This is a genomic window from Pseudaquabacterium pictum (genome assembly GCF_005403045.1).
GTDB lineage: Bacteria > Pseudomonadota > Gammaproteobacteria > Burkholderiales > Burkholderiaceae_C > Pseudaquabacterium > Pseudaquabacterium pictum.
Genome location: NZ_BJCL01000034.1, coordinates 1 through 15,644 on the forward strand (window position 1 = coordinate 1; position 15,644 = coordinate 15,644).

Below are 15,644 nucleotides of genomic sequence, written 5' to 3' on the forward strand. Positions count from 1 at the left end.
AGGCAAGCCGGGCAAGGTGATCGTGGTGGCGTGCATGCACAAGCTGCTGGCCATCGCCTACGGCGTGCTGCGATCTGGCAAGCCCTTCAATGCTGACCATCTGAAGCCAAGCGCCGCTTGACACGCACAACGGTGTCTTGACCTCCGCAAAACAGGCCCACCCGATCCGACGCTCGGCCACCACTGAGGCCTTCGCCGCACGCGCAGACGGAGGCTGGACGAGGACGGCGGGTACCTGGCCGACGGAAGTCGAGGAGGAGTCCTATGCGCCGCTTGCGGCGTGTAGGACGGGGGACATGGAGTCGGCCAGGTACCCGGCGGCCTCGGCCTTGCGCCGAACGTGGCACGTCGGCAACTTCCGCAACGAGCCCCAACCAGCCATCAAGCAAAGTCGTACGGCCCGCCCTTCTTCAGCGCCTGCTGGTACGCCGGCCGGGCATGGATGCGTTGCACGAAGTCGAGCATCCGGGGATGGCTTGCATCCAGGCCAGCGCGCTGCCTGGCGGCTTCCAGCGGAAAGCTCATCATGATGTCCGCGCCGGTGAGCTCATTGCCAGCAAGCCACGTGCTCTTGCCCAACTCGGCCTCGATGAAATCGAACTGGCGCTTCAGGTTAGGCCACACCAGCATGCCCATCACCTTCTGGCTGATGGCCTTGGCGATGGGCTTGACGAAGAACGGCATCGGCGCCTTCTGCACCTCGTCGAACACCAGCTTCATCAGCAGCGGCGGCATCGCCGAACCTTCGGCGAAATGCAGCCAGTAACGGTAGCGCAGGTGGTCCGGCGTGCCTGCCGTAGGCCGCAGCCGGCCGTTGCCGTGGACATCCAGGATGTACTCGACGATGGCGCCGGTCTCGGCCACCGTGGTCTTGCCGTCGACGATCACCGGGCTCTTGCCCAGCGGATGCACCGCCAGCAGCTCCTTCGGCGCCAGCATGGTCTTGGCATCGCGCTGGTGGTGGCGGATCTCGTAGGGCACGCCCAGTTCCTCCAGCAGCCACAGCACCCGCTGCGAGCGGGAATTGTTCAGGTGGTGCACGACCAGCATCGCGGGTTCCTTCAGGTCTCGGGGTTGGATTCAGCGCGGCCGCCGGCCGCATGCCAGGCCAGCAGGCCGCGCGCCGCGGCGAGGCCACTGGCGCAGCAGGCGCTGAGCAGGTAGCCGCCGGTGGGCGCCTCCCAGTCGAGCATCTCGCCGGCGACGAACACGCCGGGCAGCGCCCGCAGCATGCCGTGGCCGTCCAGCGCCTCGAAGCGCACGCCGCCGGCGGTGCTGATGGCCTCGTCGATCGGGCGCGGCGCCACCACGGTGATCGGCCAGGCCTTCAGCCGGGCGGCCAGGTCCTGCGGCGCCTGGGCCACCAGGTCGGCCAGCTGGGTGGCACTGAGCGCCTCGCGCAGCAGCGCGGCCTTCACGCCGTCCAGGCCGGCATGCTCCTTCAGGTGGTTGGGCAGGCTGCGGGCGCCTCGGCCTTTGGCCAGCGCGGCGGCCAGCTGGGCCACGCTGCGGCCGGGCAGCAAGTCGACCTGCAACGTGGCCTGGCCCTGGCGCGCGATGGCCGCACGCAGCCGGGCCGACGCCGCATAGACCAGGCTGCCCTCGATGCCGGTGGCGGTGATGACGAACTCGCCCGGCCGGTCGAAGGCCGGGCCCTGCCCGTCGTCGAAGTGCAGCCGCACCGATTTCATCGGCGCACCGGCAAAGCGCTGGCTGAAGTACGGGCTCCAGCCGACATCGAAGCCGCAGTTGGCCGGCTGCAATGGCGCCACGTCCACGCCGCGGGCCGCGAGATGCGGCACCCAGGCGCCGTCGCTGCCCAGCCTTGCCCAGCTGGCGCCGCCCAGGGCCAGCAGCACGGCATCGGCCTGCTGCAGCTGCGGGCCGGACGGGGTGTCGAAGCGCAGCAGCGTCGGCGCATCGCCCGGCTGCCAGCCCTGCCAGCGATGGCGCATGTGCAGCCGCAGGCCGGCCACACGCAACCGGTGCAGCCAGGCGCGCAGCAGTGGCGCGGCCTTCATCTCGGCCGGGAACACCCGGCCTGAGCTGCCGACAAAGGTGCGGATGCCCAGGCCGGCCGCCCAGTCCCGCAGGGCCTGCGGCGACAGCGCCTCCAGCCAGGGCGCCACCTGGGCCGCCCGCTCGGCATAACGGCCGGTGAAGGCCTCCAGCGGCTCGCTGTGGGTCAGGTTCAGCCCGCCCTTGCCGGCCAGCAGGAACTTGCGGCCCACCGAGGGCATGCCGTCGTACAGGTCGACCTGGGCACCGCCCTGCAGCAGCGCCTCCGCAGCCATCAGCCCGGCCGGGCCGCCGCCGACGATGGCCACCTGCAGAGGCGCCGGCGGGCTGGCGGGGGAAATGGCGCTGCGGGCATCTGACATGCCGGCAGTCTAGGTGCTGCGCCGGCGCCGGGCGTTCAGAACTCCAGCTTCAGCGTGACGCGCACCGTGCGCGGTTCGGCCGGGTGCACATGGCGGCCCGTCCAGGCGCCCTGGCCGGGCAGCTGCGAGGTGTAGTGGTACTGGATGTCGTACACCGCGCGGTCGAACAGGTTGAACACGTCCAGCATCACCGCACTGCCACGGCCGACGCCCCAGGTGGGCGGCAGGTCCCAGTTCAGACGCAGGTTGGTGGTGATGGCCGGGATGCTGCGCACGCTGTTGTCCTCGATCAGCGGGCCGGCGCCCAGGTAGCGCCAGTGCAGGCTGGCGCTCCAGGGCCCCAGGTTGCGCACGGTGGCACCCAGCGATGCCACCCGGTCCACCGAGTTCGGAATGCGATCGCCGTTGGTGAAGCGCGCATGTGTCCAGGCGAAATCGGCATCCACCAGCAGCCAGCGGGTGGCCTGCCAGCGGTTGTTGAACTCGATGCCGCGGCGCCGGCTGGCCGCTGCCGCCTCGGTGGCACCGGCATCGCCGACGAACACCAGTTCCGAATCCGACGCCAGGTGCCACAGCGCCAGCGAGCTCTGCAGGCCGGGCAGTGCCTCGCTGCGCATGCCCAGTTCCCAGCCCTGGCTGGCCGCCAGCGGCTGCACCCGGTCGACGGGATCACCGGTCCGCGGATCGGTGGTGATAGTCATGCCGCGGGCGTCGTTGCTGTGCAGGCCGCGGCCGGCATTGACGAAGAACTCGGTGCGGGCGAACGGCCCGAACACCAGCGAGCCGCGCGGCGACCACTGGGTGGCACTGGCACGTCCGCCATTGGCCGGCAGCGACAGCGCCTCCACCCGGGCCTGCAGCTGGTCGGCGCGCAGGCCGAACACGCCACGCAGCCAGGGCGTGAACTCCAGCGCCGTCTGGCCATAGACACCGGCCAGCGTCTGGCGCACGGCGTCTTCCCGGGTGGTGGCGATGGAACGGCGGGCGACGGTGTCGTCCAGGCGCACGCGGATGCGGTCGTGGCGCAGCTGGGCGCCAAACTCCGCCTTGGCCGGCAACCCGGCCAGCGCATGCTCAAAAGCGTGGCTGGCCGACAGGCCGTAGACGCTGCGTGCATCGTGCTGGCCGAACTGGTCGCCGGTGGCGGGGCGCTCCAGCGCATAGGTGAAGTTCGACCACAGATCGAGCCGGTAGCGCATGGCGTACGCGGCCACCCGGGTGGTGCCGATGCCGGACTGGCGATGCCAGTCGGCCGACAGGCTGTCGCGGCTGGTCTTGCCACCGTCGCTGGCGTCCACCGCATCGAAGCGGCCGAAGCGGCGGCCGTCGTAGACGGTGCCGATCAGGTTTTCCGGGACCTGATCGGTGGCCGTCCAGTGCGCGGTGTAGGCCATGGCGCTGGCCTGCCAGCCTTCGGCGGCGGTGCCGCCGCTGAGGGTGAACACGCCGTTGCGCCGGAGCAGGCCTTCCGGCACGGTCCACGGGCCGTCGTTGCCCATCCATTCGACAGCGCCCAGCGCATGCACGCCGGGGCGGATCTCGGTGGAGCCGGCGACGACGGCGCGCCGGTGGCCACGCTGGCCCAGGGTGAGCTGCGCCAGCGGCGCATCCAGCCGCGTGCGGTAGGCGATGTCGGCCGAACCGGCGGCCGAGAAATCGCCGCTGCGGGCGAAGTACGGCCCCTTGCGGTAGGCGATGCGGTCGACCAGTTCGGGCAGCAGGAAGTTCAGGTCCGAGTAGCCCTGGCCATGGCCGTGGGTGGGCATGTTCACCGGCATGCCGTTGACGCTGGTGGCGAAGTCGGTGCCGTGGTCGAGGTTGAAGCCGCGCAGGAAGTACTGGTTGGCCTTGCCGTCACCCGAGTGCTGGGTGACGATGACCCCGGGCACGAACTCCAGCACCTCGCCAGGCCGCATGGCCGGACGGCTCTTCAGCAGCTCGGCCCGCACCGTGCCCTGCGAGGCCGCATCACTGGTGCCGACGGCGTTGTCGTAGTGCCGGCCGGTGACCTGCACCTGCTGCAGGCCAGGCTCGGGGGGCGTCGGTGCGGTCTGGGCCTGCAGGGCCAGCGGTGTGAGGCAGGTGCCCAGCAGCAGGCTGCGGGCCGCGGTGTGGGACAGGGATCCGTGTGTCATGGTCAGGCGAAGTTCAAGCTGGACGTGGGCGCGGGATGGCAGGCGCAGCAGGCTTGCGGGCGGGCCATCGCTGCGCGGGGCGGCGCTGCGCTGCGGCGGTCGGCAGCGGGCAGCGGCGGGCAGGAAGCATCGGTCGGCGCGCGGTGGGCGCGCGCGGGCGGCGCCAGCGGATGCCAGGCATCAACTGCCCGGGCGATGCCGGGCAGGCTGGGCAGATCCGGCCGGCGACAGGCGCCCGGTCAGGCGATGGGCGGTTCGGCCGGGGGCGGCAGGCGCACGCTGCGCCACAGGGCGCAGGCGGCAGTGGGCCAGGCGCCGCGCACCGGGGCCAGGTGGCGCCAGGCGCAGTCGGGCGCCGTCGCCAGCAGCAAGGTGGCGCCGCCGATGGCGGCTGCCGCAGTCAGATCGGCCAGCGCAGGCGACAGGCTGGTCGTGTCGGCCAGGCGCACGCTGGCGTCATCGCCGGCATGCCAGTGGCGCAGCACGGCGCTGTGGCTGTGCGTGTGCGGCGCCATGCCCAGGGCATGGGCGCGCTGGTGCATCGCATCGGACAGGCCGCGCAGACCGGCCAGCCACTGCCCCAGCCGCGCCGCCACGGCGTGGTCCCAATCCCCGGCTGCGGTGACGGCCGGCGCCGGCGCGTGCCAATGCGGCGCGCCCAGCATGCGCAGCGTGCTGGCCGACGAGGCATAGACACCCGACGCGACGATGACCAGCCAGATGAGCAGGTCGTGTGCGCGCCGGCCTTGCAGCAGCTTCATGAAGGGGTCCGGGGTCCGCTGCCCATGCCGGCGCCTGCCGGCCCGGGTCAGCGGCGGATCATAGCGACGCTGTTCAGCCGCGGCGGCGGGCCAGCAGGCCCACGGCCCCCAGGCCGGCCAGCATCAGCGCCACGCTGGTGGGCTCGGGCACCGCGCTGATGGTGATGTTGTCGTAGGCGATCTGGCCGCCGGCGGTCGAGAACACGATGGACCGCGCCTGGCCGGCGAAGCCGATCGACACCTGCTGCCAGGCGCAGTAGGCGCTGTCGCTGCAGCCGCTGTCGGCGACGTTCTCGAACAGGCCCAGGCGCGCCAGGCGCTGGCCGGTGCCATCGGCGCCGGCGAAGATGCTGACGGCCAGCGGCGCATCGGCCGTGGCCGAGAAGTGGAACGCCAGCTGGTCGACGAAGGCCTTGCCGGCAGCGGCATTGACCACCGTGGTGGCGACGCTGCCATCGAAGGCCAGCACGCCGGTGGCCGTGGGCGCATTGGTGAAGTACGGGCCCAGCGCGTCGTTGCGCAGCGCGAAGGCCGCGCCGTCGAACACGGCGCCGGCACCGGCGTAGAAGCTGCCGACGGACTGCACGAAGAAGGCGCTGTCGACAGCGTCTTCGTCGAAGGTGAGCGTGGTGGTGACCGGCGAGGCGGCCAGTGCGGGCAGTGCGGCGATCAGGGCAGCGGCGGCGAACAGGGGACGGATGAGGGACATGGAAGGCTCCGGCGGATGGCGTGCCCGGGGATCAGGCACGGCTTGCCGACGCAGTCTAGGCAGCAGGCCGCGGCGGCGATATCGCAGAACGATGACAGTGCAGGCCATCCGCGGCCACGGCAGCCCCCGCATCCCAAGGGGGTGGATTTCATCAAGCTGACACAGGGCGCCGGCGCGGGCCAGGCGGGCGCCACGGCACGGCCATGGTCATCGTCCTGCCACGATCCGGCGTCACCCTGCGGGCCCTGATCCACCCAGCGCCGAGGTCCCGATGCAAGCACTCAACCTGAACCCCTCACGGCGCCATTGGCTGCGCCTGGGCCTCGGCCTCGGCCTCGGCGGACTGACCTTGCTGCCGGCCGCACGCGCCTGCGAGTTCTACACCGACACCCTGCGGGTGACGCATCCCTACTGCCATGCCACCGATCCCGGCGCCACCGAGGCGGTGGTCTGCATGAAGTTCGACGAGGTCAGCCGCAGCGACCGGCTGGTGGGTGTGACGACGCCCGTGGCGCGCGACGCCGAGATCGCCGGCGCGCTGGCACGGCCGGTGGTGGACTTCCTGATCCCGGCGGGCGAGGAGACCTGGCTGCATGAGCGTGGCACCTGGCTGCGCCTGACCGGTCTGCGCCAGCCGCTGCATGTCGGGCGGGCCTATCCGCTGCAACTCGACTTCGAGCATGGCGGCACCGTGTTGGCGACGCTGACGGTGGACTACCCCGCGCTGCGCTTCCGCTGAGACGGCCACAAATCCGTCACGGCACGGTCACCGGGCGTTCCTAGCATCCGCCTGCCTTCACGGTGGCTGGCGCACAGACGCCACGCCACCACCTGTCTTCAGCCCGGCGCCGCCCGTGCTGCCGAGGCGCTCTGTTCCCAACGATCCAGGAGTCCATCCATGCAATTCGGTTTCCCCCTGCGCCCCATCGCCCTCGCGGCGGTGGCGGCCATCGGCACAGTCGTGGTGGGCGCAGCCCATTCGCAAGCCACCAGCACCAAGGTGCCCGGCAAGTACCTGGCCGGCGACTTCCACAACCACAGCACCTGCTCGGACGGCGCCGTCTCGATGCAGAAGAAGGTGAAGAAGTCGATGGACCGCACGGCCGACACGCCCTGGGGCCTGGACTGGTTCGTGCAGGCCGGCCACGGCGGCACCGGCAACCGCAACTGCACCCTGCCGGAAGACCCCGCCTTCGCCACGCCGGCCTACCCGTTCACCGGCCAGGGCCCGCAGACCACCTGGGAGAACAGCAGCCCGGCCGTCGTGCCCAAGGGCAACGCGTCGGGCACCAGCCCCAACAGGAACATGTGGCGTTGGCAGGCGATCCAGGAATTCCAGTACCCGCAGCTGGAGTACCTGGCGGTGCTGCGCAACCAGCCGATCTTCGCCGGCGTGGAGTCGGTGGTGGCCGGGCATGAGCACACCTCGATGGCCGTGACCACCGGCCAGCTGCCGGCCGCCGCCTTCAGCAAGCCGCTGCCCACCACCCCGGGCTACACCGCCACCGGCAACGCCAACGCGCTGGCCATGTGGCAGTACTGCTTCGACCGCGGCAACAGCGACACCAGCCGCGGCAACCTGGTCACCGGTGGCGTCAACACCGGCACCGGGAACAACTGGGACTGCTCGGTGCCCGGCGGCCTGAACAGCACGGTGCCGTTCTGGAGCGACCCGGCGCGCAAGCTGGTGCCCACCGGCGGCACGCAAGGCGAGCAGGGCCACCTGAAGACGGTGGAGGGCGTGAAGTGGATGGCCGCCTTCCACCCCGACAGCAGCTACTACGTGCCGGCCCACCTGGAGCGCGCCGGCCCGTTCAACCCGGCCGGCAACAACGGCTTCAACGTCGAGCACCTGCGCAACTTCAACAACGCCGGCCCGCGCGTGGCCTTCGGCTTCGAGAGCCAGCCGGGCCACGGCGCCAGCGACCGCCGCGGCGAGTACAACCTGCGCCGCAACAGCTTCGCCGGCGTGCGCTATGACTCGGTCGGCGGCACCACCTTCGGTGGCACCGGCGTCTATGCCGCACAGATCGGCGGCGTGTGGGATGCGCTGCTGGGCGAAGGCCGCAACTGGTGGTTCTTCGCCAGCAGCGACTGGCACAGCCGTGGCGCCTTCAGCGTCGATGACCGCCGCTCGGACAACGACTTCTGGCCTGGCGAGTACCAGCGCAACTACACCATGGTGCGCCAGGGCAGCAGCCCGCGGGTGTCGCCGCAGATGATCGTCGACGGCCTGCGCAGCGGCAACAACTGGGTCGACAGCGGCCAGCTGATCGACCGCCTGGCCTTCGTGGCCTGTGCCTCGTACAACGGCGTGGGCAAGCGCGCCAATGCCGCGGTCGAAGCGATCGCGGTGGCCGCCGCGGTGAACAACACCGACACCAATGTGGCCGGCTGCGCCACCATGGGCGAGAAGCTCCAGGTGCGCGCCGGTGGCGAGGTGGTGGTGTCGATCGTGGTGCGGGATCCGGCGGGCAAGAGCTTCAGCCCCTACAGCTTCCCCAACCCGTCGCTGCTGCAGGTGGGCATCAACCAGCCGCTGGACAAGCCCGAGCTGCACCATGTGGACGTGATCCGCGGCCTGGTCACCGGCTACCGGAAGCCCGGCGCGTCCGACTATGCCGGTGCCTGGCCCGATGACTGGGTGGACATGGCCAACCCGCAGCAGTTGCGCTCGCTGGCCACCGTGCCGGCTGCGGCCAAGAACACCAGCGCCGCGGTGATCCAGAGCTTCAGCAAGGCCAGTTGGACGACGGTGCCCGGCAAGCCGGAGTTCAAGGCCATGACCTTCCGGCTGAGCGCGGTGCAAGCGTCGCAATACCTGCGCCTGCGCGGCACCAACCTGCCGCCGGCCGTGCCGTTCGAGACCGACGCGTCGGGCAACCCGTTGTCCGACCTGTGGACCAACACCGGCTCGATCGGATTCAAGGACAGCACGAAGTCGGGCACCGAGTTCCCCGAGAACGCGATGCTGCGCATCCCCTGCACCACCACCGGCGGCAGCAACGTGCCCGACAACAGCGCGGTGTTCACCACCGGCGGCATCGATGCCTGCCCGAACCACCTGCCGGTGGTCAATGGCCAGCGCATGGTCGGCTTCGACGTGGCCGCCTGGTCGGACCTGTGGTTCTACAGCAACCCGATCTTCATCGAGGTGGCCGGCTCCACCGTGGTGGCCGGCGTGCGCTGATCACCACGCGCTGATGCGGCCCGCGGCACCGCCAACCGGCGGTGCCGCGCCGCCGCCAGAACCCGCCGGGCACCCGCCCGGCTTCGTCATTTCCAGACTGCCGCCATGTCCCCTGCCTCTGACACCCGCCCTGCCCCCGGAGCCGCCAATGCCCGCGCGCCCGCCTGGTCCTGGTGGCGCGAGCCGCTGCTGCACTTCCTGCTGATCGGCGCCGCGCTGTTCGGCCTCGACACCTGGGTCAACCGCGACCAGGACGACCCGCGGCTGATCGTCATCGACGCGGCCGTCGACCAGGAGGCGATCCAGGTGTTCCGCGAGGCCCGCGGCCGCGCCCCGAACGCCGAAGAGCTGTATGCGCTGCGGCGCGTCTGGCTCGACAACGAGGTGCTGTACCGCGAGGGCATCGCGATGCAGATGGACCAGGGTGACCGCGCCATCCGCGACCGGGTGATCTTCAAGGCGCTGTCGTCGATCAACGCCGGCCTGAAGCGCCCGCCGATGACCGACGAGGCCCTGCGCGCCTGGTTCGACAAGAACCGCGCCAAGTACGACGAACCCGCCCGTTTCGATTTCAGCGAGGCCGTGCTGCCCGAGGCCCAGCCCACCGAGGCGCAGGCCGCAGCCCTGGCCACCCAGCTCAACAGCAGCGCCAGCGGCGACGTGCAGGCCGGGCTGCGGGTGTTCAAGGGCCGGCCGCAAGGCAACATCGTGCAGAGCTATGGCCGGGCCTTTGCCGACGCCCTGGTGGCCCTGGCGCCAGGGGAATGGAAGGCCCTGCGCCATGGCGACACCTGGCGGGTGATGCGGGTGGAAGGCGGCACGCCGCCACGCGCGGCCCAGTTCGACGCCCTGCGCGAGACCGTGGCACAGGACTGGACCGACGCGGTGCTGGCCGAGCAGCGGGCCGCGGCGGTCAAGACCATGGCCATGAAGTACACCGTGACCACCCGCGAGCCGGCCGCCGCCACCGCCGTTGCCGCCGCCTCGGCGGCCGCCACCCGATGAGCGCCGCCTGGCACCGCCTGTGGGGCGGCCTCTGCGTGGTGGCCCTGGCCCTGGTGATGCAGCTGCTGGCGGCGCCGCAGGCGTGGGCCCATGAGATGAGCATGGCCGAGCTGCAGGTGCAGGAGGTGGCGCCGGGCCGCTTCGTCTGGCAGTGGACGGCCGGCATGCGCAGCGGCGGCGACGAGCTGGTGCTGCAATGGCCCGACGGCTGCACCGCCAACGACGGCCAGCTCGATTGCCCGGCCGGCCGCATGGAAGGCCGGCTCGGCATCCAGGGCGCGGGCGACCGTTTCTCGGCCGTGCTGGTCAAGCTGCACTGGCTGGACGGCGGCCTGCGGGTCTACACCCTGACCAAGGCGCAGACCTCGGTGCAGCTGTACGGCTCGGCCGACGACAAGCGCGGCCTGGGCGAGATCGCGCGGGCCTACACGCTGCTGGGCGTGGAGCACATCCTGTCGGGCGTCGACCACCTGCTGTTCGTGCTCACGCTGCTGATGCTGGTGGGCTTCCGGCGCCGGCTGGTCTGGACCATCACCGCCTTCACCGCGGCCCACAGCCTCACCCTGGCCAGCAGCGCGCTGGGCCTGCTGACGCTGCGCCCGCCTCCGGTGGAGGCGACCATCGCGCTGTCCATCGTGCTGGTGGCCGGCGAGGCCCTGCACCGGCGCGACACCCTGTCGCGGCGCTGGCCGGCGCTGGTGGCCTTCCTCTTCGGCCTGGTGCACGGCCTGGGCTTTGCCGGTGCGCTGCAGGAGATCGGCCTGCCGGCACAGCATGTGCCCATCGCGCTGCTGAGCTTCAACCTCGGCGTCGAGGCCGGCCAACTGCTGACCGTTGCTCTGGCCTGGGCCGCCGTCAGCCTGCTGCAGCGGCTGCCGCAGCAGCCGGTGCGGCTGGCGCAGGCACGCACCGTGTTGCTGTATGCCATCGGCAGCGTGGCCGCGTTCTGGTCGATCGAGCGGGTGGCGGCGATCCTGGCCTGACACTGCCCGACCCCGCCGCCACTGCCAAGCACTGCCCATGTCCAACACCGACACCTTCGACCTGTTTCCCATCCCCGTGTCGCGCATCCGCGGCGCGCTGCCGCTGAGCGTGGTGGCCGGCCTGGTGATGCACTTCAGCCAGGAGGCGGTGCAGAGCAATTCCTCGTCGCAAAACCTGTCGCACACCCGCATGCTCAAGCCCGGCGAGAACCCGCTGCTGGGCGAGGTGGCCACGCTGCTCAAGCCGCACCTGGCGGCCTTCGGTGCGCTGCTGTTCGGCGAGCGGCTGGGCTGGGCGGTCAAGGAGATGTGGGTCAATCTGCTGGACACCGGCGGCCGCCAGGCCATGCACAACCATGCCAACAGCTTCATCTCGGGCGTGCTGTACCTGACGCCCACCCACCCCTCGTCGCAGACGGTGTTCATGAAGTCGCCCGGCGGCCATGACTTCGCCTTCAAGAACGACCACGCCGGCGTGCAGATGGGGCCGTACAACGCCGACAAGTGGGTGAGCCCGGCGCCCGAGCCGGGCGACCTGATCCTGTTCCCCAGCTACCTGATGCATGCGGTGCCGCCCAACGAGGGCCCGCGCCGCATCACCATGGCGCTGAACGCGATCCCGACGCGGCTGGATTCCTGGGGCTACACCGTGGGCTTCAGCGGATGAACATGGCACCGGCCATCTGGGTGCTGATGGGGGCCTCGGGCTTTGCCGGCCTGGGCTACCAGATCATCTGGACACAGCAGGCCACGCTGTGGCTGGGCCATGAATCGGCCGCGGTGCTGGCGGTGGTGGCGGCGTTTTTCGGCGGCCTGGCACTGGGCGCCGGTGCGCTGGGGGCACGCATCGAACGCAGCGCCCACCCGGCGCGCTGGTATGCCGCCTGCGAGGCCGTGATCGCCGCCTGGGCGCTGCTGCTGGTCGCCGGCATGCCGGGCTTCACCCAGGCCATGGGGGCGCTGACCGGCGCACAGCCCTCGGCCGCCTGGCAATGGATCGTGGCCTTTGCCGGCTGCAGCCTGCTGCTGCTGCCCGCCACCGTGGCCATGGGCGCCACGCTGCCGGCGATGGCCGGCCTGCTGCAGCAGCGCGCCGCATCACCGCTGCCAGCGCGGGCGGGCGCCAGCCTGTCGATCGCCGGGCTGTATGCGCTGAACACCCTGGGCGCCGTGCTGGGCGTGCTGGTCATCGCCTTCTGGGGCGTGCCAGCGCTGGGCCTGGTGCGCAGCACCCTGCTGTGCGCCGGCCTCAACCTGGGCTGCGCGCTGCTGGCGCTGATCGTGCTGCCGCAGGGCACCACTTCGCCGGTACCGGCCGCTGCGCCAGCCGCGGCCGTGGCCGCACAGCCGGCACGCGGGCGCATCACCGCGCTGCTGGCCGGCACCGGCCTGCTGGGCATCGCCTACGAGGTGACGGTGGTGCGTGTGCTCAGCCAGGTGGCCGAGGACACCGTCTACACCTTCGCGCTGCTGCTGGCGGTGTACCTGGTGGGCACCGCAGGGGGCGCTGCAGCGCTGGCGCGCTGGCAGGCACGCCAGTCCGGCCACGCCCTGGCGGCGCCGGAGGCTGCCGACGCGACGTTGAGCCGCCGCCTTTTGATGCTGCTGGCGCTGGCCTGCCTGCTGGGCGGTGCCAGCCTCTGGCATGCCGACCGGCTGCGCGCGGCGGCAGCCACCGCGCTGGCCGGCTGGATCGGCGCCGACGCCGGCCTGCTGCCGGCCCTGGGTGCCGAGGCGGCGATGGCCCTGGCCGCGTTTGCGCTGCCGACCGTGGTGATGGGCGCGTTGTTCAGCCACCTGGCCACCCGTGCGGCGGCCAGCGGCCTCGGGCTGGGCCGCGCCCTGGCTGTGAACACCCTGGGCGCAGCGCTGGCCCCGGTGCTGGTCGGCGTGGTGCTGCTGCCGGCCGTCGGCGCCAAGGTCACGCTGCTGCTGCTGGTGGTGGCCTATGCCCTGCTGGCGCTGCTGGTCGAGGCCCCGGCCGCGCCACGGCTGGCGCCGGGCCGGCCGGCCTGGGGCGCGGGCATCTGGGTGCCGGTGGCGGCCGCCGGTGTGCTGGCCGCGGCCACGCCGCCGCTGCGCTTCGTCAGCGTGCCCGACGGCGGCCGGCTGGCCGACTACCAGGAGGGCCTGCTGGCCGCCGTCAGCATCACCGAAGACCCGCAAGGCGTGCGCCGGCTGCACATCAACAACCACCAGCAGGAGGGCAGCAGCCACTCCCTGCTGGCCGACGGCCGCCAGGCGCTGCTGCCGCTGCTGCTGCATCCGGCACCCCGGAAGGTGCTGTTCCTGGGGCTGGGCACCGGGCTCACCGCATCGGCCGCGGTGCAGGACCGCAGCCTGACGGTGGAGGCGGTGGAACTGCTGCCCGAGGTGGTGGCCGCGGCCACCCTGTTCCAGGCCGACTGGGCCGACCCGGCGTCGGCCGGCCGGCTGCAGGCCACGGTGGCCGATGCCCGGCGCCATGTGCGCAGCACCGCCACCCGCTACGACGTGATCGTGGCCGACAACGTGCACCCGGCCCGCAGCGGTACCGGCAGCCTGTACACCGTGGAGCACTTCCAGGCGGTGCAGGCACGGCTGGCGCCGGACGGCCTGTTCTGCCAATGGCTGCCGCTGCACCAGATGGACCGGGCCACGCTGGCCAGCATCGTGGCGGCCTTCCGCCAGGTGTGGCCGCAGGGCCATGCGGTGCTGGCCACCCACAGCCTGGACACGCCCACGCTGGGGCTGGTGGGCCAGGCCGGTGACGGCCGCGGCTTCAGCCTGCGCCAGGTGCAGGCACGCCTGGAGGCCAGCCGCGGCCTGCCGCTGCCGCCGGCCGACTTCGGTCTGCAGGACGCCTGGTCGGTGCTGGGCAGCGTGGTGGCCGGCCCGTCGGCCCTGGCGCGGCTGGCCGGTACGGCCGTGCCGAACACCGACGACCGCCCGGTGGTGACCTACCGCGCACCGCGGGCGACCTATGCGCCCGAGGCCGCTCCGCGCGACCGCCTGCTGGCGGTGCTGGGCACGCTGGACGTGCAGCCCGGTGAACTGCTGCGGCCGGCCGAGGCAGGCAACGAACCGCGCCTGGCCGCCTACCGTGCGGCGCGCGACCAGTTCCTGGCCGCAGGCCGGGGCGTGCGGCCGGTGCCCGATGCCCGCCAGATGCTGGCGCAGGTGGGCGAACCGCTGCTGGCCGCGCTGCGGACCAGCCCCGACTTCCGGCCCGCCTACGATCCGCTGCTGGCCATGGCCCGGGCGCTGGCGGCCGACGACCCGGTGGAAGCCCAGGCCTGGCTGCAGCGGCTGGCCGCTGTGCAGCCTGCCCGCGCCGACGCCGCCCTGGCCTTGCGGCAGCTGGCGGCCATCAAGCCACCTGCCGACTGAGACCGGCCGACCGCTCAGATCGCGACGCGGTCGCGCACGCCGTCGGCGTCCATGTCGGCGCCGCGGCCGCGGGCGATGACCTCGCCACGCTCCATCACCAGGTACTGGTCGGCCAGCTCGGCGGCGAAGTCGTAGTACTGCTCGACCAGGATGATGGCCATGCGCTGGCCGTTGAGGCCCTCGTCGGCCAGGCGGCGGATGACACGGCCGATGTCCTTGATGATGCTGGGCTGGATGCCCTCGGTGGGCTCGTCCAGGATCAGCAGGCGCGGGCCCGCGGCCAGCGCCCGGGCGATGGCCAGCTGCTGCTGCTGGCCGCCCGACAGGTCTCCGCCGCGCCGGTGCAGGAACTGCTGCAGGATGGGGAACAGCTCGAACAGCTGCGCCGGCAGCGGCGTGCGGCCGGGCTTGACCGCCAGACCCATCTTCAGGTTGTCCTCCACCGTCAGGCGGCTGAAGATCTCGCGGCCCTGCGGCACATAGCCCACGCCCAGGCGCACCCGGTCATAGGGCGTGGCATGGGTGATGTCGGTGCCCGCCAGCACCATGGAACCGGTCTTCACCGGCACCACGCCCATCAGGCTCTTGAGCAGCGTGGTCTTGCCCACGCCGTTGCGGCCCAGCACCACCGTCACCTCGCCCTGCTTGGCCTCGAAGCCGACATTGCGCAGGATGTGGCTGCCGCCGTAGTACTGGTTGATGCCGTCGACTTTGAGCATGGTCTTGTTCTCGTTGCTTTGTGATGTGCCGCTGCTGTGATTCGAGGCACCGAGCAAGGCCGATGGCGCCGGGTGCCCGGTCCCCTCCATGTCCCCCGTCCTACACGCCGCAAGCGGCGAATAGGACTCCTCCTTCACTTCCGGGGACCGGGCACCCGGCGCCCTCGGCCCGGCAGCGCTCTGGCAATGAAAACCTCACGCCTGCTGAGGTGTCACCCGGCAGCGGAGGCTGGGAATCCGGGTTCCGCAGGTCAAGACACCGTTGTGCGTGTCAAGCGGCGCTTGGCTTCAGATGGTCAGCATTGAAGGGCTTGCCAGATCGCAGCACGCCGTAGGCGATGGCCAGCAGCTTGTGCATGCACGCCACCACGATCACCTTGCCCGGCTTGCCT

Annotated in this window: 12 protein-coding genes and 2 pseudogenes; 7 read left to right on the forward strand and 7 right to left on the reverse strand. The window is 71.7% G+C overall.

Annotation, left to right across the window (positions count from 1 at the left end; genetic code table 11):
* Positions 1–121, forward strand: a pseudogene (locus tag FFT10_RS27885) (IS110 family transposase); the annotation flags it as partial.
* 260 nt (positions 122–381) lie between these two features.
* Here FFT10_RS27885 and FFT10_RS27170 read toward each other — a convergent pair.
* The 5 genes from FFT10_RS27170 to FFT10_RS27190 all read right to left on the reverse strand — a co-directional run bounded on the left by FFT10_RS27170 (position 382) and on the right by FFT10_RS27190 (position 5,986).
* Complete coding sequence (locus FFT10_RS27170) at positions 382–1,050, reverse strand: glutathione S-transferase (RefSeq protein WP_137736025.1); 669 nt, start codon at positions 1,048–1,050, stop codon at positions 382–384.
* Between the two features lie 11 nt (positions 1,051–1,061).
* Positions 1,062–2,381 carry a BaiN/RdsA family NAD(P)/FAD-dependent oxidoreductase gene (locus FFT10_RS27175; RefSeq protein ID WP_137736026.1) on the reverse strand — a complete coding sequence of 440 codons (1,320 nt, stop codon included), beginning with the start codon at positions 2,379–2,381 and terminating at the stop codon, positions 1,062–1,064.
* Between the two features lie 35 nt (positions 2,382–2,416).
* Positions 2,417–4,516: a TonB-dependent receptor gene (locus FFT10_RS27180; protein WP_137736027.1), complete on the reverse strand. Its 2,100-nt coding sequence runs from the start codon at positions 4,514–4,516 to the stop codon at positions 2,417–2,419.
* A gap of 239 nt (positions 4,517–4,755) precedes the next feature.
* Entirely contained in the window at positions 4,756–5,277 is a 522-nt protein-coding gene (locus FFT10_RS27185) for a hypothetical protein (RefSeq protein ID WP_137736028.1), read from the reverse strand.
* Between the two features lie 73 nt (positions 5,278–5,350).
* On the reverse strand, positions 5,351–5,986 hold the full coding sequence (locus FFT10_RS27190) for a PEP-CTERM sorting domain-containing protein (protein WP_228027345.1): 636 nt from the start codon (positions 5,984–5,986) through the stop codon (positions 5,351–5,353).
* Positions 5,987–6,257: 271 nt separating this feature from the next.
* Between FFT10_RS27190 and FFT10_RS27195 the strand changes: the two genes are divergently transcribed.
* The 6 genes from FFT10_RS27195 to FFT10_RS27220 all read left to right on the forward strand — a co-directional run bounded on the left by FFT10_RS27195 (position 6,258) and on the right by FFT10_RS27220 (position 14,533).
* Entirely contained in the window at positions 6,258–6,725 is a 468-nt protein-coding gene (locus tag FFT10_RS27195; protein ID WP_137736030.1) for a copper chaperone PCu(A)C, read from the forward strand.
* A 159-nt stretch (positions 6,726–6,884) separates the two neighbouring features.
* Positions 6,885–9,176: a hypothetical protein gene (locus tag FFT10_RS27200; RefSeq protein ID WP_137736031.1), complete on the forward strand. Its 2,292-nt coding sequence runs from the start codon at positions 6,885–6,887 to the stop codon at positions 9,174–9,176.
* Positions 9,177–9,281: 105 nt separating this feature from the next.
* The gene (locus FFT10_RS27205) at positions 9,282–10,181 is read left to right on the forward strand and encodes a peptidylprolyl isomerase (protein ID WP_228027346.1); all 900 of its coding nucleotides are present in this window, start codon (positions 9,282–9,284) and stop codon (positions 10,179–10,181) included.
* Positions 10,178–11,164: a HupE/UreJ family protein gene (locus FFT10_RS27210; RefSeq protein ID WP_137736032.1), complete on the forward strand. Its 987-nt coding sequence runs from the start codon at positions 10,178–10,180 to the stop codon at positions 11,162–11,164. Before FFT10_RS27205 ends, FFT10_RS27210 begins: the two co-directional genes overlap by 4 nt.
* Positions 11,165–11,201: 37 nt before the next feature.
* A complete protein-coding gene (locus FFT10_RS27215; RefSeq protein WP_174246156.1) occupies positions 11,202–11,831 on the forward strand; it encodes a putative 2OG-Fe(II) oxygenase in 630 nt (209 codons plus the stop codon).
* 2 nt (positions 11,832–11,833) lie between these two features.
* A complete protein-coding gene (locus FFT10_RS27220; RefSeq protein WP_228027347.1) occupies positions 11,834–14,533 on the forward strand; it encodes a fused MFS/spermidine synthase in 2,700 nt (899 codons plus the stop codon).
* A gap of 14 nt (positions 14,534–14,547) precedes the next feature.
* On the opposite strand, the gene urtE is transcribed toward FFT10_RS27220, so the two are convergent.
* Positions 14,548–15,252 carry an urea ABC transporter ATP-binding subunit UrtE gene (gene urtE, locus FFT10_RS27225; RefSeq protein WP_137736034.1) on the reverse strand — a complete coding sequence of 235 codons (705 nt, stop codon included), beginning with the start codon at positions 15,250–15,252 and terminating at the stop codon, positions 14,548–14,550.
* A gap of 271 nt (positions 15,253–15,523) precedes the next feature.
* Positions 15,524–15,644, reverse strand: a pseudogene (locus tag FFT10_RS27890) (IS110 family transposase); the annotation flags it as partial.